Source organism: Agromyces sp. NPDC055661 (assembly GCF_053618135.1).
Window position 1 is genome coordinate 817264 of record NZ_JBSHHC010000002.1, and the last position, 22385, is coordinate 839648.

The window sequence follows — 22385 nt, forward strand, 5'->3', positions numbered from 1 at the left end:
CGGCCCCTTCCGCGTTTCCCGAAAAAGGAGCGGGAGCGGATGCTCGCGGCATCCGCCCGCCCGGTTCAGTAGTCGCGTGCGATGAGGGACTCGGGGACCTCGGCCGCCGCGTCGGCGTCGACGAAGAACACCGTGCGGCGCCGGCCCTTGATGCCGGCGGCCGGCACCTCGTCGCGGCTCGCGCCCGCGAGGGCGAGGCCGAGCGCGGAGGCCTTGTCGGCGCCGGCGAGCACCATCCAGATGCGCTGAGACGAGTTGATCACCGGGCGCGTGAGGCTCAGGCGCTCGGGTGGCGGCTTGGGTGAGTTCCGCACGGGGATGACGGTGCGGTCGGTCACCTGGATGCCCGAGCGGTGCGGGAAGAGCGACGCGATGTGGCCGTCGGGCCCGACGCCCAGGAACGTGATGTCGAAGATCGGATGCGGCAGCCCGTCGACGCCGTGCTCCGACAGCTCCGCGGCGTACACCGCCGCCGCCTCGTCGAGGTCGATGCCGGCGTCGGACGCGGGGAACGGATGCACGTTCTCGTCGGGGAGGTCGAGGTCGTCGAGCAGCGCCTGCTGCGCCTGCAGGTCGTTGCGATCGGCGTCGCCCGCGGGTACCCAGCGCTCGTCGCCCCACCAGAAGTGCACGCGCGACCAGTCGATGGTCGTGCGCGCGGGCGAGGACGCCACCGCCTCGAGCACCGCCGAGCCCATGGACCCGCCCGTCAGCACGACGTGCGCGACGGCCTGCTCGTCGAGGATGTCGAGCATCTTGGTGATGAACCGTGCGGCCACGGATCCGGCCAGCGATGCCTTGTCGGGGTGGACGAGCACCCGCCGCTCATTCGTCATGCATGGACTCCTTCGGCCTCCGCGTCGCCGAGCAGCGAGAGGCCGCTCGTGATCACTTCACCGTACAACTCGTCGGGGTCGAGGCGACGGAGTTCGTCGGCGAGGCAGTCGCGGAGGTTGCGGCGCGGCAGCGCGACGTGATGGGTCGGCTGGCCCGGCTGGTTCAGCGTGGCGACACCGGGGGTGTCGCGCACGAGTTCGACGGTGCCGGCGTCGCGCTGCAGCTCCACGCCGTGGATGCCGTGCGAGCCCTCCTCGACGGGCGTGAGCTCGTAGCTGGTCGGCGCGTCGAGCTGGAGGTGCAGCCAGGCCGCGAGCAGCGTGGTCGACGGCGAGTCGATCGCCCCCGTCACCTTGACGGCCGTGATGGGCTCGTACGGCGGCTGGTCGAGCACCGCGGCGAGCTGCGCGCGCCAGAGCGTGAGGCGCGTCCACGCGAAGTCCGCGTCGCCGGGGGTGTAGCTCGAGGCGCAAGCGTGCAGCGCGTGCTGCGGGTCGGGCTTCGTCGAGGCATCCGTGATGCGACGGTGGGCGATGCGGCCGAGCGGGGACTGGCCGGGCACCTCGGGCGAGGGGCCGGGCCACCACGTGACCACCGGGGCATCCGGCAGCAGGAGGCCCATGACGAGGCTCTCCTCGTCAAGGGCGGCGTCGCCGTGTGCGCGGAGGACGATGACCTCGCTCGCGCCGGCGTCGCCGCCCACGCGGATCTCCGCGTCGAGGCGCGAATCCGTGTCGGGTGCCTCCGCCGGGTCGCTCGAGACCACGATGACGCGCATCGGGTGCTCGCGGGACGCGTCGTTCGCAGCCTCGATCGCCTCCTCCTCGCTGCCGGGCTCGGTGGCGATGACGAGGGTCAGCACGCGGCCGAGGGCGACGACGCCGCCCTCCTCGCGGATCTTGACGAGGGTCTTGGAGACCTGGCTCGTCGTCGTGTCGGGCAGTTCGACGATCACGGTCGCCTCCAGCTTCGTCCGTCGCGGTGCAGGAGCTCGTCGGCCGAGCTCGGTCCCCAGGTGCCGGGGCGGTACTGCTCTGGCTGGCCCTGCGTGGCCCAGAACTCCTCGATCGGGTCGAGGATCTTCCACGACAGCTCGACCTCCTCCTGGCGGGGGAAGAGCGGCGGGTCGCCGAGCAGCACGTCGAGGATGAGCCGCTCGTACGCCTCGGGGCTCGCCTCGGTGAACGCGTGGCCGTAGCCGAAGTCCATCGTGACGTCGCGCACCTGCATGCCGGCGCCTGGCACCTTCGAGCCGAACCGGATGGTCACGCCCTCGTCGGGCTGCACCCGGATCACGAGCGCGTTCTGGCCGAGCTCGGAGGTCTGGCTGTCGGCGAAGACCTGCTGGGGTGCCCGCTTGAAGACGACCGCGATCTCGGTGACACGGCGGCCGAGGCGCTTGCCGGCGCGCAGGTAGAACGGCACGCCCGCCCACCGGCGGGTGCCGATGAGCAGCTTCATGGCCGCGTACGTCTCCGTCGTCGAGTGGGGGTTCATGCCCTCCTCGTCGAGGAAGCCGACGACCTTCTCACCGCCCTGCCAGCCGCCGGCGTACTGGCCGCGGGCGGTGCCCGTCGCCAGGTCGTCGGGCAGGCGCACGGCCGCGAGGATCTTCTCCTTCTCGGCGCGCAGGTCGGCGGCATCGAACGAGATCGGCTCCTCCATGGCGGTGAGCGCGAGCAGCTGCAGCAGGTGGTTCTGGATGACGTCGCGCGCAGCGCCGATGCCGTCGTAGTACCCGGCACGGCCGCCCACGCCGATGTCCTCGGCCATGGTGATCTGCACGTGGTCGACGTAGTTCGCGTTCCAGATGGGCTCGTAGAGCTGGTTCGCGAACCGGAGCGCCAGGATGTTCTGGACGGTCTCCTTGCCGAGGTAGTGGTCGATGCGGAACACCGCGTCGGGCGGGAACACCGAGGCGACGACGTCGTTCAGCTCGCGCGCCGACTTCAGGTCGCTGCCGAACGGCTTCTCGATGACGACGCGTCGCCACTGGCCGTCCTTCTGCTCGGTGAGGCCCGAGCGCTTGAGCTGCTCGGTCACCAGCGGGAACGACTTGGGCGGGATCGACAGGTAGAACGCGTGGTTGCCCATCGTGCCGCGTTCGCGGTCGAGCTCCTCGACGACGGTGCGCAGGCGGTCGAACGCCGCGTCGTCGTCGAAGTCGCCCTGCACGAAGCGGATGCCGCGGGCGAGCTGCTTCCAGACGTCCTCACGGAACTCGGTGCGGGCGTACTGCTGCACCGAGTCGTGCACCACCCGCTCGAAGTCCTCGTCCGCCCAGTCGCGGCGCGCGAACCCGACGAGCGCGAAGCCGGGCGGCAGGAGCCCCCGGTTCGCGAGGTCGTAGACCGCCGGCATGAGCTTCTTGCGGGCGAGGTCGCCGGTCACCCCGAAGATGATGAGGCTCGAGGGGCCGGCGATCCGGTTGAGGCGGTAGTCCTTGGGGGAGCGCAGCGGGTTGTGCTGCGCAGAGATCTCTGCCGGAGCCAATGCGGATCCTCCCTGGATCAGCCGACCGCGTCGAACAGCGTCGCGAGGTTCGCGGCGGGGTCCGTCAGCGTCAGCGTGAGCACCGGGCGCCCGTGGTCGGCGAGCACGCTCGCGTCGCCGGACGCCTGCGCGGCGATGAGCTCGCCGAAGGTGAAGGGGCGCTCGGGGATCTCGAGGTCCTCGGCGGGGTGCTCCGTGATCTGCAGGAACACGCCGACCGCGGGGCCGCCCTTGTGGAACTGGCCGGTCGAGTGCAGGAACCGGGGACCCCAGCCGAAGGTCACCGGCCGGCCGGCGCGCGCCGCGAGGAGGTCGCGGATGCGGGCGACCTCGGGGTGCGCGACGCGGTCGACGTAGGCCTGGACCGAGAGGTACCCGTTCGCGGGCAGCTCCTCGAGCAGCACCTCGATGGCCGAGGCGAGGTCGCTCGACGCCCCGATGACCTCGGGGGTGCCGCGGACCTCGATGCCGTCGGCGACGAACGCGGCGGGAGCGGGCTCAGGGCGTGCGTCCAGGAGGCCGCGCGCCGCGATCTTCGCCGACTCCACGTCGGGCTGGTCGAACGGGTTGATGCCGAGCAGGCGACCCGCGACCGCCGTCGCGTACTCCCAGACGAGCAGCTGCGCGCCGAGCGTGCCGGAGACGCGGATCTCGCCGTGCGTGTCGTCGCGGAAGATCTCGTCGCCCGCGTCGTCGACGAGTCGCACGATCTGCACGTCGGACAGGTCGGCCGTGAGCTCGGGGGAGTTCACGTCGAGGACGACGGGCAGGATGCCGGTGCCCTCCTTGCCTGTGGACTCCGCGATGAGCTGCTCGGCCCAGTCGGCGAAGCCGACGATGTGGGTGCCGTCGGCGACGATCGCGAGCTTGTCGCGCAGCGGCACGGTGGCCGCGATCGCGGCGCCGAGCACGAGGCCCGGGTTCTCGGGGCTGTCGATCGCGAGCGACAGCTCGATCGTCTCGGCCTCGTCGAGGACCTCGGCGATGTCGACGCCCGCGAGGCCGGAAGGCACGAGGCCGAATGCGGTCAGCGCGGAGTAGCGGCCGCCCACGTTCGGGTCGGCGTTGAAGACGCGGTAGCCGGCGGCGCGCGCCGACTCGTCGAGCGGCGAACCGGGGTCGGTCACGACGACGATGCGCGTGGTCGGGTCGATGCCCGCGTCGCGGAACGCCTGCTCGTAGACCCGGCGCTGGCTGTCGGTCTCGGCCGTGGAACCCGACTTCGACGAGACGACGAGGGCGGACTCGGCGAGACGGTCGGCGAGCGCCGCGCGCACCTGGCCCGGCTCGGTCGAGTCGAGCACGGTGAGCTCGACGCGCGCGGTGCGCGTGATGACCTCGGGTGCGAGCGACGAGCCGCCCATGCCCGCAAGCACGATGTGGGAGACGCCGTCGGCCTCGAGCTGCTCGCGGAGTGCCTCGATCTCGGGCACGAGCGGGCGCGACACGGCGACCGCCTCGGTCCAGCCGAGGCGCTTCGCGGCCTCCTCCTCGGCCGCCGGACCCCAGAGCTCGGGGTCCTGCGCGGTGATGCCGCTGGCGACGAGGTCGGACACGAGGCCCGGCACGGTGCGCCGGACGGCGTCGGCGGCCGCGCCGCTGACCGAGATGCGGAAGCTCATCGGGCCGCCTCCAGTGCGGTGCGCACGGTGTCGAGCAGCTCGTGCCAGGACACGATGAACTTCTCCACGCCCTCGCGCTCGAGCACGGCGGTGACGTCGTCGTAGTCGACGCCCACGCTCGCGAGCGCGTCGAGCACGGCACCGGCCTGCGCGTACGACCCGGTGACGGTGTCGCCGCGGACCTCGCCGTGGTCGAAGGTGGCCTCGAGGGTCTTCTCGGGCATCGTGTTCACCACGCCCTGGGCGACCAGCTCGACCACGTACAGCGTGTCGGGCAGGGCCGGGTCCTTCACGCCCGTCGACGCCCAGAGCGGGCGCTGCCGGTTCGCCCCTGCGGCCAGCAGCGCCGCGGCCCGGTCGGACGCGAACGCCTCCTCGTACAGCTCGTACGCGAGCTGCGCGTTCGCGACGCCGGCCTTGCTCTTCAGGGCGAGGGCCTCGTCGGTGCCGATGGCGGTGAGGCGCTTGTCGATCTCGGTGTCCACGCGGGACACGAAGAACGACGCGACCGAGTGGATCGTGGAGAGTTCGATGCCCGCCGCCTTGGCCTGCTCGAGGCCTGCGAGGTAGGCGTTGATGACCTCGCGGTACCGGTCGAGGCTGAAGATCAGCGTCACGTTCACGCTGATGCCGGCGCCGATGGCGGCGGTGATCGCGTCGAGGCCCTCGATCGTCGCGGGGATCTTGATCATGACGTTCGGGCGGTCGACCTTCTCCCAGAGCGCGTGCGCCTGCTCGATGGTCGCCTTCGTGTCGTGCGCGAGGTCGGGAGCGACCTCGATCGACACGCGGCCGTCGTAGCCGCCGGTCGCGTCGTACACCGGCCGGAAGATGTCGGCGGCGTCGCGGACGTCGTTCGTCGTGGTCTCGAACACCGCCGTGTCGACGTCGGCGCCGGCCGCCGCGAGGGCGTGCAGCTGCTCGGCGTAGGCGTCTCCCTTCGAGAGGGCGCCCGCGAAGATCGTCGGGTTCGTGGTGACGCCCACGACGTTGCGGTCGGCGATCAGCCGGGCGAGTCCGCCCGACGTGATGCGCTCGCGGGACAGGTCGTCGAGCCAGATGCTGACGCCGGCCTCGGAGAGGGCCTCGGTCGGGGTCTGGGTGGACTGGGTCTGCGTGGCCATGCTGGTCATTCTCCTTCTCGCCCGTCAGGCGGCGAGCGAATCCTTGGCGGCGGCGACGACGGCATCGGTGGTGATGCCGAACTCGCGGAACAGGGTCTTGTAGTCGGCGGAGGCGCCGAAGTGCTCGATCGACACGCTGCGGCCGCGGTCGCCGAGGTAGGGACGCCACGTGAGGGCGATGCCGGCCTCGACGGAGACGCGGGCGGTGACCGACGACGGCAGCACGGACTCGCGGTACTCGGCGTCCTGCTGCTCGAACCACTCGAGGCTCGGGGCCGACACGACGCGCGCCTGGACGCCCTCCTCGGCAAGGCGCTCGCGCGCCGCGACGGCGAGCTGCACCTCGGAGCCCGTGGCGATGAGGATCACGTCGGGCTCGCCCGACGGTGCCTCGGCGAGCACGTAGGCGCCCTTCACGACGCCGTCGGCCGAGGCGAGCGTGTCGCCGGATGCCGCGCCCTCGCCGCGCTCGAACACGGGGATGTTCTGGCGGGTCAGCGCGAGGCCGACCGGGCCGCCGCGACGCTTCAGGACCTCGAGCCAGGCGACCGCGACCTCGTTCGCGTCGGCGGGTCGCACGACCGTGAAGTTCGGGATGGCGCGGAGCGTCGCGAGCTGCTCGATCGGCTGGTGCGTCGGGCCGTCCTCGCCGAGCGCCACGGAGTCGTGCGTCCAGACGAAGATCGACGGGATGTTCATGAGCGCGGACAGGCGGACCGCCGGGCGCATGTAGTCGCTGAAGATCAGGAAGGTGCCGCCGAACGGACGCGTCGGGCCGTGCAGCACGATGCCGTTGACGATCGCGGCCATCGCGTGCTCGCGGATGCCGAAGTGGAGCACGCGGCCGTAGGGGTTGCCGGCGAACTCGTGCGTCGACCACTCGGTCGGGATGAACGAGGCCGCGTCGTTGATGGTCGTGAGGTTCGACTCCGCGAGGTCGGCCGATCCGCCCCAGAACTCGGGCAGCTCGGCCGCGAGGGCGTTGATGACCTTGCCGGATGCCGCGCGCGTGGACACCTCGGTGCCACCCTCGAACGCCGGCAGCACCGACTCGATGCCGGCGGGCAGCTCGCCCGCCTCGAGGCGGTCGAGGAGCGCCTTGCGCTCGGGGTTCGCCTCGGCCCACGCGTCGAACCCGACCTGCCATTCGGCGCGTGCGGCGGCGCCGCGCTCGAGGGCGCCGCGGGTGTGCTCGATGACGTCGTCGGCGACGACGAAGCTCTGCTCGGGGTCGAAGCCGAGCACCTCCTTGGTGGCGGCGAGCTCGGCCGCGCCGAGCGCGGAGCCGTGGATCTTGCCGGTGTTCTGCTTGCCGGGGCTCGGCCAGCCGATGATGGTCTTCAGGATGATGATCGACGGCTTCGAGGTCTCGCCCTTGGCCGCCTCGACCGCACGGTGCAGCTCGGCGACGTCCTCGACGTACTGCCCGGTCTTCTTCCAGTCGACGGTCTGCACGTGCCAGCCGTACGCCTCGTAGCGCTTGGCGACGTCTTCCGTGAAGGCGATGTCGGTGTCGTCCTCGATCGAGATCTGGTTCGAGTCGTAGATCACCACGAGGTTGCCGAGCTGCTGGTGACCGGCGAGCGAGGATGCCTCGCTCGTCACGCCCTCCTCCAGGTCGCCGTCGCTGGCGATCACGTAGACGAAGTGGTCGAACGGGCTCGTGCCCGCTGCCGCCTCGGGGTCGAAGAGGCCGCGCTCGTAGCGCGAGGCGTAGGCGAAGCCGACGGCCGACGAGAGCCCCTGGCCGAGCGGACCGGTCGTGATCTCGACGCCCGCGGTGTGGCCGTACTCGGGGTGGCCCGGGGTCTTGGAGCCCCAGGTGCGGAGCGACTCGAGGTCGTCGAGCTCGAGGCCGTCGCCCGCGAGGTACAGCTGCACGTACTGCGTGAGCGAGCTGTGGCCCGCGGAGAGGATGAAGCGGTCGCGTCCGAGCCACGTGTGGTCGGCCGGGTCGCGGCGCATGACCTTCTGGAAGAGGAGGTAGGCCGCGGGCGCCAGGCTCATCGCGGTGCCGGGGTGCCCGTTCCCGACCTTCTCGACGGCGTCGGCCGCGAGGACGCGCGCCGTGTCGACCGCGCGATCGTCGATGGGTTCCCACTGCAGAGTTGCCACGAGGTGATGTTCCTTCCGATCGTGACGGCGTCGGGAACCGACCGGCCCCGACCCGCCGAGGACGTTGCGGCGCGGTTCCGCCCGGGCGACGGATTCGACCGGCAGCCTGGCGAGACGCCCTCTGGGTCGAACCCGCGAAGCCGGGCGCGCATTCCTCAGTATATGGATTTCGGGCCATGTGTGACGGGCTGTGACTCACACGTCGCTCCGCGTGATGTGAGGCGGAAAGCGCATTCCATGCACCCTCGCGCGGGCATGACCTAGAATCGATGGAGGCCGCACGGGGAGTGGTCGAGACACCCGTGCCCAGAAGAGGAACGATGCAGGCAGCAGCCGTACACACGCGCGAGTCGCGCCCGTCGATGACGGTACGGCGGAAGCTCGCCGCCTACCTCGCCCTCACCAAGCCGCGCGTCATCGAGCTGCTGCTCGTGGTCACCGCACCGACCATGATCCTGGCCCAGAACGGGCTCCCGAACCTCTGGCTGCTCGTCGCCACCCTCATCGGCGGCGCGATGAGCGCCGGCTCGGCCGGGGCGTTCAACTGCTACATCGACCGCGACATCGACCGGGTCATGCGCCGCACGCGCGGGCGCCCGCTGGTCACCGGCGAGCTCACCGACCGCGAGGCGCTCGTCTTCGCCTACGGCCTCGGCGCGGCATCCATCTTCTGGCTCTGGGTCTTCACCAACTGGCTCGCCGCACTGCTCTCGCTCGCCGCGATCCTGCTCTACGTCGTCTTCTACAGCCTCATCCTCAAGCGCCGCACGTCGCAGAACATCGTCTGGGGTGGCGTCGCCGGCTGCATGCCCGTGCTCATCGGCTGGGCCGCGGTGACCGGCAGCCTGAGCTGGACGCCGTTCATCCTGTTCCTCATCATCTTCCTGTGGACGCCGCCGCACTACTGGCCGCTCTCGATGAAGTACAAGGACGACTACGCCGCGGCGGGCGTGCCCATGCTCGCCGTAGTGCGCGGGCGCGCCCAGGTCGGCCTGCAGGTGATCCTCTACGCGTGGGCGACGGTGGCGTGCTCACTGCTGCTCATCCCCGTCGCGGGCATGGGCCTGCTCTACTCGACGGTCGCCGTCGTGACGGGCATCTGGTTCGTCTACGAGACGCACCGCCTCTACAACCTCGCGATCCGCCACGAGCAGGTCTCGCCGATGCGCGTGTTCCACGGGTCGATCGCGTACCTCTCGCTCCTGTTCCTCGCGATCGGGATCGACCCGCTGCTGCCGTTCTGAGCCGGAGGGACGGTGCGCCGTCCCTGACCCGGCGCACCGCCGTCGGATGCACGACCCCACCTCGCGGTGCGTCGTCGCGCTGACACGAGACGGGCGCGCCGGTCCACGTCCGGCGCACCCGTCAGAAGATGCGTACTCCTCAGAAGAAGCGTGGTTGCTGCTCGGGGATCCAGGATGGGGCCCTGACGCCGGCACCGCTCAGGTCGTCGCAGCGGACGAACTGGTCGTCGATGCGCTGCAGGGAGCACTCGCCGAACCCGTGCGACTGCACGGACGGCGCGGCGGGCGCAGCCTCGGGACGGGCGGATGCGGGGGCGGCGATGGCCGTCGTGAGGAACGCGGCGATGAAGAGGGATGCGCCGACGGTGCGTGCGGTGGACATGATCCTTGCCTTTCAGGGAATCGGACGGCACCACCCTCCGCTTCGGACGGGTGGGCCGAATCGGGTGCGACCCCTGAGATGGGGGCGGAACATCCTGAGATCCGTGGGCGCAGCGGTGCCAGACTGGGATCGTAGCCATGCCACCCGAGCCGTCGTCGCCGGTGTTCGTCGGCCGCGAGCGTGAACTCGGGACCATCAGGGGGCTCCTCGAACGATCCGCTGCCGAGGAGGCTCAGGCGCTCGTCGTTTCGGGCGACGCCGGCGTGGGAAAGACGGCGCTGGTCGCGCATGCGTGCTCGAAGGGCCGCCGAGCGCTGACGATCTTCGGCGCCTGCCTGCCGCTCACGTCGATGTCGATTCCGTTGATGCCGATCCGTGGCGCCCTCCGTGCCATGGACGATGAGGATGACGGGACCGCGATCGAGCTCGACGGCGACGATCGCGAGCTCACCGTCCGGTTCGACGCCTGGCTCGGCGGGAGGTGTCGGGACCGGCCGGTCGTCCTCGTCGTCGACGATGTGCAGTGGGCTGACCAGTCGACGCTCGATGCGCTGATGTACGTCATCGCAGGCCCGGCACGACGCCGTCTGAGCGTGATCGCGACCCTCCGCGCGGGCGAGGTGGGCCTCGGGCATCCGCTGCAGCGCTGGCTCGCGGACATCCGCCGACTGCCCCGTGTGTCCGAGCTCGCACTCGACCCGCTCGACCGTGCGGGCACCGCCGAGCAGCTGCAGGCGCTGCTCGGCGCGGTTCCGCATCAGTCGTTGATCGACGACGTGCACGGTCGCACCCGAGGCAACCCCTACTTCACCCGTCTCATGGTCGCGGGGCTGTCCGCGGACGCGCGGGCCGCGCCCGAGACGTTCCCCGCCGACCTCAGTTCAGCGGTCCTGCAGGCATGGTTCCGCCTCACTCCCGAGACGCGCCGGCTCGCCACGGTGCTTGCAGTGGGCGGCGTGGCGATGCACGCGGGCGAGCTCGCCGAGGTGGTCGATGCCGACGTGTCGGTGGACGCGATCCGCGCCCGCCTCACCGAAGCGGTCGACCTGGGGACACTCGACCTGCTCGACGACGGTGCGTACTGGTTCCACCACCCCATGAACGCCGAGGTGCTCGAGGGCTCGCTCGCGGAGGACGAACGGCGCGAATGGCATCGTCGGTTCGCGGGGCTCCTGGAGGCACGACTCGCAGATCCGACTTCAGCGGCTGCGGTGATCGCCATCGCCGATCACCGGTACCGCGCCGGTGAGACCCGGGTCGCCTTCGACTGGGCACTGCGCGCCGCCGCCGCGGCGGGCGATGCTGCCGGTCGCGCCGAGGAGCTCCGCCTGCTCCGGCGCGCCGTCAGCCTGCGCGAGGATCTCGACGACGCCGTGCCGTCGCTCGACGACCTGCTTCGGCGCCTCCGGCGGGCGGCCGCCGATTCCGGCGCCACGGGCGACGAGCTCGACGCCGTCGAGGCCCTGCTCGCCCGCGTCGACGAGCGTGCCGAGCCGCTCGTGGCGGCCGAGCTCCGCGTCCGGCGCATGCACCTGCGCTTCATGCGCGGGCTGTCCTTCATCGAGGTCGACCAGATGCGGGAGGCCGTCCGGCTCGCGTCGACCGACACGGCGAGCCCGGAGTACGCGCTGGCGCTCGCGGAGCTCGCGCACGCGGAGCTCTGGAGCGGTGATCCGCAGGCGCGCACGCACGCGCGGACGGCGATCGAGATCGCCCGCAGGGCAGGTGATGCCGAGGCGCTGTCGATCGCGCTCTCGGCCGGATCGATGGCCGCGGACTTCGTGGAGGACAACGTCGTCGGGGCCGAGCTGGGGCGCGCGGCGCTCGCGCCCGCCTTGGACGCGCGCGCCTGGTGGGCGTTCGTGCATGCGGCGATGTGGGAGGCGAACGCGGTCGAGACCTGGGCGAGCGAGACGTACGCGCTGCGGATGCGGGAGCGCCGGCTCGAGCTGGAGGCGCACGGTGGTCCGCACCCCTACATCGCGTGGCTCTCGGCCGCCGAGGCGCTCTCCCGCCTGACGAGCGGGGACTGGCGCGAGGCCGATGCGCGGCTGCGCGTGGCGCTGGGTTCCGACCCCGGTCCGCTCGGTGACGTCGAGGCCCGACTGGCCGCCGCACGGCTCGCGGTCCTCCAGGGCCGACAGGGGGAGGCCGAGGGTCACCTCCTGCGCGTGGAGGAGCTCGTCGTGGATGGATCCGCGTTCCTCGCCATCGAGTACGACGCGGTCCGCGCGGAGGTGCGGCTCGCAGCCGGCGACCCCCTCGGCGCCTACGAGGCCGCGCTCCAGGGCGCCGTGGATCGCGGGACTCCGCCGACCATGGCCGAATGGCTGCTGCCGTTCGCGGCACGCGGCCTCGCCGAGCTCGCGCAGTCCGCGAGGGATCGAGGCCGACCCGACGACGACGTGCTCGCCATGCTCGACCGGCTCGTCGAGCGATTCCCGCACATCATCGAGGACGTCGGCACCTGGACCGAACTGGCGCGACGGCAGGTGGCGGCCCTCGACGGCATGTACCTCGCCGAGCAAGCCCGTGCCCGGGCCGACGAGGGCGCGGCCGCCCGGTGGACGGACGCGGTCGAGGCCTGCTCGATCGCGAGCCTCCCGTGGGAGGAGGCCTACTGTCGCTGGCGCGCAGCGGAGGCGCTGCTTGGCCGTGGCCACGACCGCCAGGCGGGCGCCGAGATGCTCCGCAGCGGGCTCGCCCTCGCACGCCGCCTGGGCGCGAAGCCGGTGGAGGGCGAGTTGCTCGACCTCGCCGCCCGAGCACGCGTGCCGATCGAGGAGCCGGGCGCCGCGGCATCCGCTGGGCCGTCTGCTCTGCCCGGCCTCACCGAACGCGAGCGGGAGGTGCTCGATCTCATCGCGGTCGGGCGCACCTACTCCGAGATCGCGCGAACCCTCGTGATCAGCGAGAAGACCGTGAGCACCCACGTCTCGCACCTGCTCGCGAAGACCGGCACCGCGAATCGCGTGGAACTCGCACGCCTGGTCCACCGGGTGACCGACGAGGGCGTGGCCCGCACTTAGTCGACGTCGATCACCCGGTCGCCGTCGTGGGCCGAGTAGAACACCGATTGCCGACGCATGAGCTCGTCCATGCCCGCGCCGCGATCGACGCCGTAGACCGTGCCCGGGAAGTCGAGCGCCTGCTGGATGGCCCAGATCTCCTCGTGCCGGTCGGGGGAGAGGATCCGCGCGGGGGAGCCGACCGCCACCCACCCGATGGGCACGACCGCGCCGGGCTCGAGCGCCGTGTTCACCTGCACGACGCCGTTCACGCGCACCTCCGCGCGTTCGCCGACGACCGCGCCCGGAAACAGCGATGCGCCCGTCGCGATGAAGGCCCGATCGCCGACGGTCGCGCCGTTGACGTGCGCGTGCGGGCCCACCATGACGTGCGATCCGACCACGGCCGGATGCCTCGCACGGCCGCGGATCACGGCGTGCTCGAGCACCACCGACTCACGGCCGATGCGCACCTCGCCGTCCTCGGCGGTGAGCACCGCGCCGTGCAGGATGCGTGCGCCGGCCTCGACCACCACGTCGCCCGAGACGATCGCCCCGGGCGCCACCGTGGCCGAGGGATCGATGCGCGGCGTGCGGCCGCGATGCTCGACGATCATGCGCCGACGGATGCCTCCACCGGCCGATCGGCCGGAACGGGACGCTTGAGCCGCAGCACGACCACCGTCATCGTGGAGGCGGTGAGCGCCGCGAGCACCATGTGCACGCCGACCGCGAGCGGCGGGAGGCCGTTGCGCGCCTGGTAGAGCCCCACGGCGATCTGCACCAGCTCGGCGGCGAGGAGCACGACCGTCCAGCGGAGGGTCGGCAGCCGCAGGCGCCACGCGCCGATCAGCAGCGCCACGGTGAGGGCGAGGAGGGCGTAGCCCGGCCAGGCGTGCACGTGCTCGAGCAGCTCGGCCTCGAAGCCGTTGCGGCCGGCCGCGGCATCCCCGGAGTGCGGGCCGGCGCCCGTCGTCAGGATGCCGAACACGATGGTGAGCGCGAGGACGCCCGTCGTGGCGTGCGTGAGCCCCGCGTACCAGCCGGGCACGGCGAGCTCACGGGGACCGGGAGTCGCGTCCATGCGCACGATGAACGCGGCGCACACGCACACGAGCAGCAGCGACGACACGTAGTGGAAGCCGACGATGAACGGGTTGAGTCCCGTCCACACCGTGATGCCGCCCACGATGGCCTGCGCGACGACGCCAGCGCCCACGATGAACGCGAGCACGAACAGGTCGCGGCGCTCGCGGCGGATGCGCCACACGAGCACGAACAGCACGAGCGCGACGATGCCGACGACGCCCGTCATCATGCGGTTCCCGAACTCGATGAGCGAGTGGTAGCTGAGCTCCTCGGTGGGCACGAGGGAGTCGGGCGTGCAGGTCGGCCAGGTGGGGCATCCGAGACCGGAGCCCGTGAGCCGCACCGCGCCGCCCGTGCCGATGATGATCGTCTGCACGGCGAAGGAGAGCCATGCGAACACCCGGATGCGCGTGTCGACGCGGTCGGGCAGCCACTCGGTGAAGCGATTCACGCTGGTCGGTCCTGATCCGGGTCGGACTGTGACGGCACTGGGAGAACCGTCCAGCCGGCAGTGCGACCCTATAGACTTGAAGGGTTGGGGATACCCCGCGAGGCGCGCGACACGGCGCGATGCGGTTCCCAGCCATCTTAGGTTCGCACTGGAGCCACCCGCACATCATCACCCACTCACCGAGTGCCTCGACTCGCAAGGGGAATGAGCCGGACTGATAGCCGGTTGCACGGGAGGAGAAGAGGGAGAGCATGACGGACGTACTGATCGACCGCCCCGAGCTGGAAGGGCTCGGCGTATACGAGTTCGGCTGGGCCGACTCCGACGCCGCCGGCGCATCCGCCAGGCGGGGCATCTCGCCAGAGGTCGTCGCCGACATCTCGGCGCTGAAGGCCGAGCCCGAATGGATGCTCCAGCGGCGCCAGCGCGCCCTGCAGCTCTTCGAGCGCAAGCCGATGCCGACTTGGGGCGCAGACCTCTCGGAGATCGACTTCGACAACATCAAGTACTTCGTCCGCTCCACCGAGAAGCAGGCCCAGACCTGGGAAGACCTGCCCGACGACATCAAGAACACCTACGAGAAGCTCGGCATCCCCGAGGCCGAGCGCCAGCGGCTCGTCGCCGGCGTGGCCGCGCAGTACGAGTCCGAGGTGGTGTACCACCAGATCAACGAGGAGCTCGAGCGCCAGGGTGTGATCTTCATGGACACCGACACCGCGCTGAGGGAGCACCCCGAGTTCTTCGAGGAGTACTTCGGCACCGTCATCCCGGCAGGTGACAACAAGTTCGCGGCGCTCAACACGGCCGTCTGGTCGGGAGGGTCGTTCGTCTACGTGCCGCCGGGCGTGCACGTCGAGATCCCGCTCCAGGCCTACTTCCGCATCAACACCGAGAACATGGGCCAGTTCGAGCGCACCCTGATCATCGCCGACGAGGGCTCTTACGTGCACTACATCGAGGGCTGCACGGCGCCGATCTACAAGTCGGACTCGCTGCACTCCGCGGTCGTCGAGATCATCGTGAAGAAGAACGCGCGCGTTCGCTACACGACGATCCAGAACTGGTCGAACAACGTCTACAACCTCGTCACGAAGCGGGCCACCGCCGCCGAGGGCGCCACCATGGAGTGGATCGACGGCAACATCGGCTCGAAGGTCACGATGAAGTACCCGTCGATCTTCCTCATGGGCGAGCACGCCAAGGGCGAGACCCTCTCGGTGGCCTTCGCAGGCCCGGGCCAGCACCAGGACGCCGGCGCCAAGATGATCCACATGGCGCCGTACACGCAGTCGTCGATCGTCTCCAAGTCGATCGCGCGCGGAGGCGGACGAGCCGGCTACCGCGGCGAGGTCCGGGTGGACGCGAACGCGCACCACTCGGCGAACACCGTGCGTTGCGACGCCCTCCTGGTCGACACGATCTCCCGCTCCGACACGTACCCGGCCATCGACATCCGCGTCGACGACGTGCACCTCGGCCATGAGGCGACGGTCTCGAAGGTCAGCGAGGAGCAGCTCTTCTACCTCATGTCCCGCGGTCTCCCTGAGGACGAGGCCATGGCGATGATCGTGCGCGGCTTCATCGAGCCCATCGCGCGAGAGCTCCCCATGGAGTACGCGATGGAACTCAACAAGCTCATCGAGATGGGCATGGAAGGCAGCGTCGGCTGAGAATGACCGCACAGATGACCAGCACAGCCATGCCCACGGCCGAGCAGCACGGCTTCCGCCCGCACTCCGACGGCGCGTTCGTTCCCGTGCAGACGCGGTCCGAGCGCTTCCGATCGGTGGACGTCGGTGATTTCGAGCCCGTCACCGGGCGCGAGCACGAGTGGAAGCTCTCGCCCGTCGCGGCGTTCGCCGACCTCACGGGCGGGCCGCTCGACGGCTCGCGCGTCGAGATCGAGACGGCGGATGTCGCGGGCGTCGACGTCACCTGGATCGCACGCGACGACGCCCGCGTCGGTCGCACCGGCATTCCCGAGGAGCGTGCGTCCGCGAACGCGTGGAGCAGCTTCGGCGAGGCCCTGCTCATCACCGTCGCGGGCGAGGATGAGAAGGTCGCCGCCGTCACCCGCCAGGGCCTCGGCGACCAGCCGCGCGGCGCGCACACCGTGATCGAGGCCGCGCCCAACAGTCGCGGGCTCGTGGTGCTTCGCGGCACGGGCGCCGCCCGCCTCTCCGAGAACGTGGAGATCGTCGTCGGCGAGGGCGCCTCGCTCACGGTCGTCTCGCTCCAGGAGTGGGACGACGACGCGGTGCACCTGGCGAGCCACTTCGCGCGGCTCGGGCGCGACTCGTTCCTCAAGCACATCGTGGTCTCCCTCGGCGGCAAGGTCGTGCGGGTGAACCCGTCGACGCACCTCGCCGAGCAGGGCTCCGACGTCGAGGCGCTCGGCCTCTACTTCGCCGACGCCGGCCAGCACCTCGAGCAGCAGGTCTTCGTGCACCACGACGCCCCGCACACCCGCTCTCGCGTGACCTACAAGGGTGCGCTGCAGGGCGCGGGCGCTCGCACGGTCTGGGTCGGCGACGTCCTCATCGGCAATGCTGCGGTCGGCACCGACAGCTACGAGCAGAACCGCAACCTCGTGCTCACCGACGGCACTCGTGCCGACAGCGTGCCGAACCTCGAGATCGAGACCGGCGACATCGAGGGGGCCGGGCACGCCAGCGCGACCGGTCGCTTCGACGACGAGCAGCTCTTCTACCTGATGGCCCGCGGCATCCGCGAGGACGAGGCGCGCCGGCTCGTGGTGCGCGGCTTCCTCACCGAGATCGTCCAGAAGATCGGCTCGGCTGACCTCGAAGAGCGGCTCGTCGCCGCGATCGAGGCTGAACTGGAAGGGCGCTGACGTGGCATCGGTTCGTGTCTGCGCCGTCGACGACCTCGGGACCAACGAGGCCGCGCGCTTCGTGGTCGAGGGCGTGCCGATCGCCGTCGTGAAGGATGCGGCGGGCGAGATCTTCGCGATCGGCGACACTTGCACCCACGGCGACATCTCCCTCGCCGAGGGCTTCGTGGAGGACGACACCCTGGAGTGCTGGGCCCACGGGTCGAAGTTCTCGCTCCGGACCGGCAAGCCGCTCACCCTTCCCGCCTACGAGCCCGTCCCCGTCTTCCAGGTCGAGGTCAAGGACGGCGGCGTCCACATCGATCCCTCGGTCACCCTCACCGTCTGAACCAGCTTCCGGCCCGGAACGGCCGGCTCACGAAAGAGATCCACCACCACATGTCTGTGCTCGAGATCAAGAACCTGCACGTCAACGTCGAGACCGAACAGGGCCCGCGCGAGATCCTTCGCGGCGTCGACCTCACCATCAACGAGGGCGAGATCCACGCCATCATGGGGCCGAACGGCTCCGGCAAGTCGACCCTCGCCTACACGATCGCCGGTCACCCGAAGTACACCGTCGTGCAGGGCGAGATCCTGCTCGACGGCGAGAACGTGCTCGAGATGACCGTCGACGAGCGCGCCCGCGCCGGTCTCTTCCTCGCGATGCAGTACCCCGTCGAGATCCCAGGCGTCACGGTCACCAACTTCCTCCGCACCGCCAAGACCGCCATCGACGGTGAGGCGCCGTCGGTGCGCACATGGGTCAAGGACGTGCGCGAGTCGATGACGAACCTCCGCATGGACTCGAAGTTCGCCGAGCGCAACGTCAACGAGGGCTTCTCCGGCGGTGAGAAGAAGCGCAATGAGATCCTCCAGCTCGAGCTCCTGAAGCCGCGGTTCGCAGTGCTCGACGAGACCGATTCGGGCCTCGACGTCGACGCGCTGAAGATCGTCTCCGAGGGCGTGAACCGCGCCAAGGCGAGCACCGGCCTCGGCATCATGCTCATCACGCACTACACGCGCATCCTCCGGTACATCCATCCCGACTTCGTGCACGTGTTCGTCGCGGGCCGGATCGCCGAGCAGGGCGGACCCGAGCTCGCCGACCGGCTCGAAGACGAGGGCTACGACCGCTACCAGGTCGCCGAGACGGCCGTCGCCGAGTAGGGCGCGGGTAGACTCGCATCATGGTCAGCACACTCGCACCCGAGCGCTACGACGCGGTCACCGAGGCGCTCAAGGACGTGATGGACCCCGAGCTCGGCGTCAACGTCGTCGACCTCGGATTGATCTACGACCTCGGCTGGGACGACGAGCACGATGCGCTCGTGATCCACATGACGCTCACGAGCGCCGGATGCCCCCTCACCGACGTGCTCGAGGAGCAGACCGCCGAGGCGCTCGACGGCATCGTCGACGCGTTCCGCATCAACTGGGTGTGGATGCCGCCGTGGGGTCCCGAGCGGATCACCGACGACGGACGCGACATGATGCGCGCCCTCGGGTTCGCGATCTAGCGCTCACCTCGACACCGACGCCCCGGATGCCGCGTGCATCCGGGGCGTCGCCGCGTTCAGGCCAGCCCGCGACGCCGCAGCAGCGCGTCGATCGACGGCTCGCGTCCGAGCAGCGCGCGGATCGACTCGCCCGGATCGCGCGAGCCGCCCGGCTCGAGCACCTCGCGGCGGTACCGGTCGCCGTTCTCGCGGGTGGCTCCGCCGTTGCGCTCGAACCACTCCATGACGTCGGCGCCCGGCACCTCGCTCCAGATGTACGAGTAGTAGCCGGCGTCGTAGCCGCCCGCGAACACATGCGCGAAGTAGGCGCTGGAGTAGCGCGGCGGCACGAGCGGGTCGTCGAGGCCCGCGGCCGCGAGCGCCGCGTGCTCGAATGCGGCCACGTCGGTGACCTCGTGCTCCGCGCCGAGTCGGTGCCACGCCTGGTCGAGCACCGCGGCGCCGAGGTACTCCGCGGTCTCGAAGCCCTGGTTGAAGCCGCGGGCCGCGATGAGGCGATCGGCGAGCTCCTGCGGCATCCGCTCGCCCGTCTCGTGGTGCACGGCGTAGTGCCCGAGCACCTCGGGGCGGAGCACCCACAGCTCGTTCACCTGGCTGGGCAGCTCGACGAAGTCGCGGAACACGTTCGTGCCGGCCTGCGACGGGTACCGGACTCTCGCGAGGAGGCCGTGCAGCGCGTGGCCGAACTCGTGGAAGAGCGTCTCGGTCTCGTCGAACGTGAGCAGCGTCGGCTCGCCGGCGGCGGGCTTCGGGATGTTCATGTTGTTCACGACGACGGGCAGGTCGCCCGTGAGCTCGGACTGGTCGACGAGCGCGCTCATCCACGCGCCGCCGCGCTTCGAGTCGCGCGTGTACGGGTCGAAGAGGTAGAGGCCGACGGGGGATCCGTCGTGCTCGAACACCTCGTGGACGCGCGTGTCGGGGTGGTAGCCGACGAGGTCCTCGCGGCGCGCGAACCGGAGGCCGTAGAGGAGTCCGGCCGCGTGGAAGACGCCGTCGACGAGCACCCGGTCGAGCTCGAAGTACGGACGCAGGGCGGCGAGGTCGACGTCGTGCCGCTCGGCCCGCACCTGCTCGGCGAGGAACGCCCAGTCGGCGGCGACGGGCGAACGCGCTCCGGCCGCGGCCGCACGGGCGGCCAGGTCGGCGCGCTCGCGTGCGACGTTCCGCGTCGCCGGGGGAGCGAGCTCGTCGAGCAGGGCGGCGACGGCGTCGGGGGAGCCCGCGGTCTCGCCGGCGGTCACGGCCGCCGCGTGGTCGGGGAAGCCCAGCAGTTTCGCGCGCTCGGCACGCAGGCGAACGATCTCGAGCAGGCCCGCTCGCGTGTCGTGCGCCCCGCCCCGAGAGCCGCGAGCCATGGATGCCGCGAGCAGGCGATCCCGCACATCGGGGCGGTTCAGCGCCGCGAGCGCCGGCTGGCCGGTCGGGAGCACGAGCGTGATGAGCCAGCCGTCGAGGTCACGGGAGCGGGCGGCCTCACGCGCGGCGGAGCGCGCCCCGGCGTCGAGCCCGTCGAGTTCGGCCTCGTCGGTGAGGTGCAGCGCGAGGTCGTTCGTGTCGGCGAGCAGGTCCTGCTGGAACGCGGTGGTCAGCGCTGAGAGCCGCTCGTTGAGCTCGGTGAGCCGGCTGCGCCCGTCGGCCTCGAGTCCCGCGCCGGCGAGGACCGCCTCGGTGTACGTGCGGTCGAGGAGGTACGCCTGGTCGGGGTCGAGGTCGAGCTCGCCGCGCATGCCGTGGAGCACCCCGATGCGCGCGAACAGCCGCGGGTCGAGGCGGATGGCGTCGCGGTGCGCCGCGAGCTTCGGCGCGAGCTCGGCCTCGAGCGCGTCGAGCTCGTCGTTCGCGTCCGCCGAGCTCGCGTTCGCGAACACGGGAAGCACGCGGCGGAGCAGGACCCCCGACCGCTCGAGGGCGACGAGCGTGTTCTCGAAGCTCGGCGGCGCGGCATCCGTGGCGATCGCCTCGACCTCGGCGCGCTGCTCGCGCATGCCGGCCTCGATCGCCTCGCGATAGTGCTCGGGCCGCACGAGCCCGAACAGCGGCAGGCGGTAGGGGAGCGGACTGGGGTCGAGGAAGGGGTTCGAGCGGTCGTCCATCCGACCACCCTACGGGTGGGGACCGCGCGCGCGAGGGCGCCGCGACGGTCGTAGGCTCGACGTATGCAGCGCGACGGGGAGTCGATCGAGTCCGCACCGGCCGAGGCGTACATGCACGGCCATCACGAGAGCGTGCTCCGGGCCCATTCGTGGCGCACGGTGGAGAACTCCGCGGCGTACCTCGCGCCCCACCTCCAGGCCGGAGCTCGGATCCTCGACGTCGGCAGCGGCCCCGGCACGATCACGATCGACCTCGCGCGTCGCGTGCGGCCCGGGCTCGTCTCGGGCATCGACGCCGCTGCCGACGTCGTGGCCCGCGCCGCGGGCCTGGCGGTGAGCGAGCGCGTCGACAACGCCGACTTCCGCGTCGGCGACGCGTACGCGCTCGAGTTCGCGGATGCCGCGTTCGACGTCGTGCATGCACACCAGGTGCTGCAGCACCTCGCCCGGCCCGTCGACGCGCTGCGCGAGTTCCGGCGGGTGCTGAAGCCCGGTGGCATCCTCGCGGTGCGCGACGTCGACTACGGCGGCGTCATCTGGAGCCCCGCCTCGTCGGGCCTCGACCGCTGGCTCGAGCTGTACCACGACATCGCCTGGAGCAACGGCGGCGAGCCCGACGCCGGGCGGCACCTCAAGCGCTGGGTGCGCGAGGCGGGGTTCGCCGATATCGAGGCGACGGCGACGACCTGGGTCTTCTCGACCGCGCTCGAGCGCGAGTGGTGGGGCGGCACCTGGGCAGAGCGGGCCACGCAGTCGCAGTTCGCGGCGCACGCCATCGAGGCGGGGCACTCCGATCCGTCCGAGCTCGAGCGCGTCGCCCAGGCCTGGCGCGACTGGGCGGCCGACGACGACGGCTGGCTGCTCATGCCGCACGGGGAGGTGCTCGCCCGGGCCTGAGGCCTACCAGTCCTCGTCGGCGTCGTGCACGTCGATGATGGCGTCGCTGATGACGGTGCCGTCGTCGAGCTCGACGATCGGTCGGCCCTCGAGCCAGGTCAGGGTCCAGTGGCGTCCGGCGCCGTCGCCCTCGTGGCCCGCCTCCGCGGCCGCGATGCGCGGGCGCAGGTCGGCGGGCACGGATGCCGGCGGCTCGGCGCCGAACTCCCAGCGCGTGCCGAGGCGCATCAGGCGTCCATCTCGTACGTGACCCACGTCGTGCGACGTGCGAGGTCGTCGTAGAGCTTCTGCGCGTCGGCGTTGTCGGCCGCGGTGATCCAGCTCACCCCGCCCGCGCCGATCTCACGCGACCGCGTGTGCACGAACTCGATCAGCGCGCGCCCCACGCCCGATCCGCGCGACTCGGGGTCGACGTACAGGTCGTCGAGGAACAGGCCGCGCGTCGCGTTGAGCGTGTCGGGCACGACCCGGTACTGCGCGAGCCCGACGGGCGTGCCCTCCTCGTCGACCGCGAGCGCCGCCTCGAGCGGGTCGTGCTCGTCGCGGATCCAGTTCCAGACGATGAGCGCCTTCGCGTCGTCGAGGTCGGTCTCGTAGAACCGGCAGTACGCCTCGAAGAGCGGCAGCCAGCCGAAGAAGTCGTCGTCGGCCGCCATGCGGATCTCGTGTGCCAT

20 protein-coding genes are annotated in these 22385 nt (G+C 71.1%); 8 read left to right on the forward strand and 12 right to left on the reverse strand.

Going from position 1 to position 22385, the window contains the following annotated elements; all coding sequences use genetic code 11:
• Positions 1-65: 65 nt before the first annotated feature.
• Genes pgl through tkt form a run of 6 tightly spaced genes read right to left on the reverse strand, consistent with a single transcriptional unit; the run spans position 66 to position 8191 of the window.
• Positions 66-836, reverse strand: coding sequence for a 6-phosphogluconolactonase (gene pgl, locus ACWGO8_RS17375; RefSeq protein ID WP_452044228.1), 771 nt, complete (start codon positions 834-836; stop codon positions 66-68).
• Complete coding sequence (locus ACWGO8_RS17380; RefSeq protein WP_452044229.1) at positions 833-1792, reverse strand: glucose-6-phosphate dehydrogenase assembly protein OpcA; 960 nt, start codon at positions 1790-1792, stop codon at positions 833-835. Before ACWGO8_RS17380 ends, pgl begins: the two co-directional genes overlap by 4 nt.
• Positions 1789-3330, reverse strand: coding sequence for a glucose-6-phosphate dehydrogenase (gene zwf, locus ACWGO8_RS17385; RefSeq protein ID WP_452044230.1), 1542 nt, complete (start codon positions 3328-3330; stop codon positions 1789-1791). Before zwf ends, ACWGO8_RS17380 begins: the two co-directional genes overlap by 4 nt.
• A 17-nt stretch (positions 3331-3347) precedes the next feature.
• A complete protein-coding gene (locus tag ACWGO8_RS17390) occupies positions 3348-4952 on the reverse strand; it encodes a glucose-6-phosphate isomerase (protein WP_452044231.1) in 1605 nt (534 codons plus the stop codon).
• On the reverse strand, positions 4949-6076 hold the full coding sequence (tal, locus tag ACWGO8_RS17395) for a transaldolase (RefSeq protein ID WP_452044232.1): 1128 nt from the start codon (positions 6074-6076) through the stop codon (positions 4949-4951). Before tal ends, ACWGO8_RS17390 begins: the two co-directional genes overlap by 4 nt.
• Positions 6077-6100: 24 nt before the next feature.
• Positions 6101-8191, reverse strand: a complete 2091-nt coding sequence (gene tkt / locus ACWGO8_RS17400) for a transketolase (RefSeq protein WP_452044233.1) — start codon at positions 8189-8191, stop codon at positions 6101-6103.
• A gap of 320 nt (positions 8192-8511) precedes the next feature.
• Here tkt and ACWGO8_RS17405 point away from each other — a divergent pair, with 320 nt between their 5' ends.
• Positions 8512-9435 carry a heme o synthase gene (locus ACWGO8_RS17405; protein WP_452044234.1) on the forward strand — a complete coding sequence of 308 codons (924 nt, stop codon included), beginning with the start codon at positions 8512-8514 and terminating at the stop codon, positions 9433-9435.
• A gap of 139 nt (positions 9436-9574) precedes the next feature.
• Here the strand turns inward: ACWGO8_RS17405 and ACWGO8_RS17410 are convergent, their stop codons facing one another.
• A complete protein-coding gene (locus ACWGO8_RS17410) occupies positions 9575-9817 on the reverse strand; it encodes a hypothetical protein (protein WP_452044235.1) in 243 nt (80 codons plus the stop codon).
• Between the two features lie 137 nt (positions 9818-9954).
• Between ACWGO8_RS17410 and ACWGO8_RS17415 the strand changes: the two genes are divergently transcribed.
• Positions 9955-12846, forward strand: coding sequence for a helix-turn-helix transcriptional regulator (locus ACWGO8_RS17415; RefSeq protein ID WP_452044236.1), 2892 nt, complete (start codon positions 9955-9957; stop codon positions 12844-12846).
• On the opposite strand, the gene ACWGO8_RS17420 is transcribed toward ACWGO8_RS17415, so the two are convergent.
• Both ACWGO8_RS17420 and ACWGO8_RS17425 read right to left on the reverse strand, forming a co-directional pair.
• Complete coding sequence (locus ACWGO8_RS17420) at positions 12843-13442, reverse strand: gamma carbonic anhydrase family protein (protein WP_452044237.1); 600 nt, start codon at positions 13440-13442, stop codon at positions 12843-12845. The genes ACWGO8_RS17415 and ACWGO8_RS17420 overlap by 4 nt on opposite strands.
• Positions 13439-14365 (reverse strand): COX15/CtaA family protein, encoded by a 927-nt coding sequence (locus ACWGO8_RS17425; protein ID WP_452044238.1) that lies wholly within the window; start codon positions 14363-14365, stop codon positions 13439-13441. Before ACWGO8_RS17425 ends, ACWGO8_RS17420 begins: the two co-directional genes overlap by 4 nt.
• A 251-nt stretch (positions 14366-14616) precedes the next feature.
• On the opposite strand from ACWGO8_RS17425, the gene sufB reads away from it, so the two are divergent.
• The 5 genes from sufB to ACWGO8_RS17450 are packed head-to-tail and all read left to right on the forward strand — an operon-like array spanning position 14617 to position 18718.
• The gene (gene sufB, locus ACWGO8_RS17430) at positions 14617-16035 is read left to right on the forward strand and encodes a Fe-S cluster assembly protein SufB (RefSeq protein ID WP_452044239.1); all 1419 of its coding nucleotides are present in this window, start codon (positions 14617-14619) and stop codon (positions 16033-16035) included.
• A gap of 14 nt (positions 16036-16049) precedes the next feature.
• Positions 16050-17219, forward strand: a complete 1170-nt coding sequence (gene sufD / locus ACWGO8_RS17435) for a Fe-S cluster assembly protein SufD (RefSeq protein ID WP_452044240.1) — start codon at positions 16050-16052, stop codon at positions 17217-17219.
• A 1-nt stretch (position 17220) separates the two neighbouring features.
• Entirely contained in the window at positions 17221-17547 is a 327-nt protein-coding gene (locus ACWGO8_RS17440; protein WP_452044241.1) for a non-heme iron oxygenase ferredoxin subunit, read from the forward strand.
• Positions 17548-17597: 50 nt separating this feature from the next.
• A complete protein-coding gene (gene sufC / locus ACWGO8_RS17445) occupies positions 17598-18368 on the forward strand; it encodes a Fe-S cluster assembly ATPase SufC (RefSeq protein ID WP_452044242.1) in 771 nt (256 codons plus the stop codon).
• Between the two features lie 20 nt (positions 18369-18388).
• Complete coding sequence (locus tag ACWGO8_RS17450) at positions 18389-18718, forward strand: metal-sulfur cluster assembly factor (protein ID WP_452044243.1); 330 nt, start codon at positions 18389-18391, stop codon at positions 18716-18718.
• Positions 18719-18774: 56 nt separating this feature from the next.
• Here ACWGO8_RS17450 and ACWGO8_RS17455 read toward each other — a convergent pair whose 3' ends face one another.
• Positions 18775-20814, reverse strand: coding sequence for a M3 family metallopeptidase (locus tag ACWGO8_RS17455; RefSeq protein WP_452044244.1), 2040 nt, complete (start codon positions 20812-20814; stop codon positions 18775-18777).
• A gap of 63 nt (positions 20815-20877) precedes the next feature.
• Between ACWGO8_RS17455 and ACWGO8_RS17460 the strand changes: the two genes are divergently transcribed.
• Entirely contained in the window at positions 20878-21711 is an 834-nt protein-coding gene (locus tag ACWGO8_RS17460) for a methyltransferase domain-containing protein (protein WP_452044245.1), read from the forward strand.
• A 3-nt stretch (positions 21712-21714) separates the two neighbouring features.
• Here the strand turns inward: ACWGO8_RS17460 and ACWGO8_RS17465 are convergent, their stop codons facing one another.
• Both ACWGO8_RS17465 and ACWGO8_RS17470 read right to left on the reverse strand, forming a co-directional pair.
• Positions 21715-21939, reverse strand: coding sequence for a hypothetical protein (locus ACWGO8_RS17465; protein ID WP_452044246.1), 225 nt, complete (start codon positions 21937-21939; stop codon positions 21715-21717).
• Positions 21939-22385 carry a GNAT family N-acetyltransferase gene (locus tag ACWGO8_RS17470; RefSeq protein WP_376954788.1) on the reverse strand — a complete coding sequence of 149 codons (447 nt, stop codon included), beginning with the start codon at positions 22383-22385 and terminating at the stop codon, positions 21939-21941. The genes ACWGO8_RS17465 and ACWGO8_RS17470 overlap by 1 nt, the downstream gene beginning before the upstream one ends.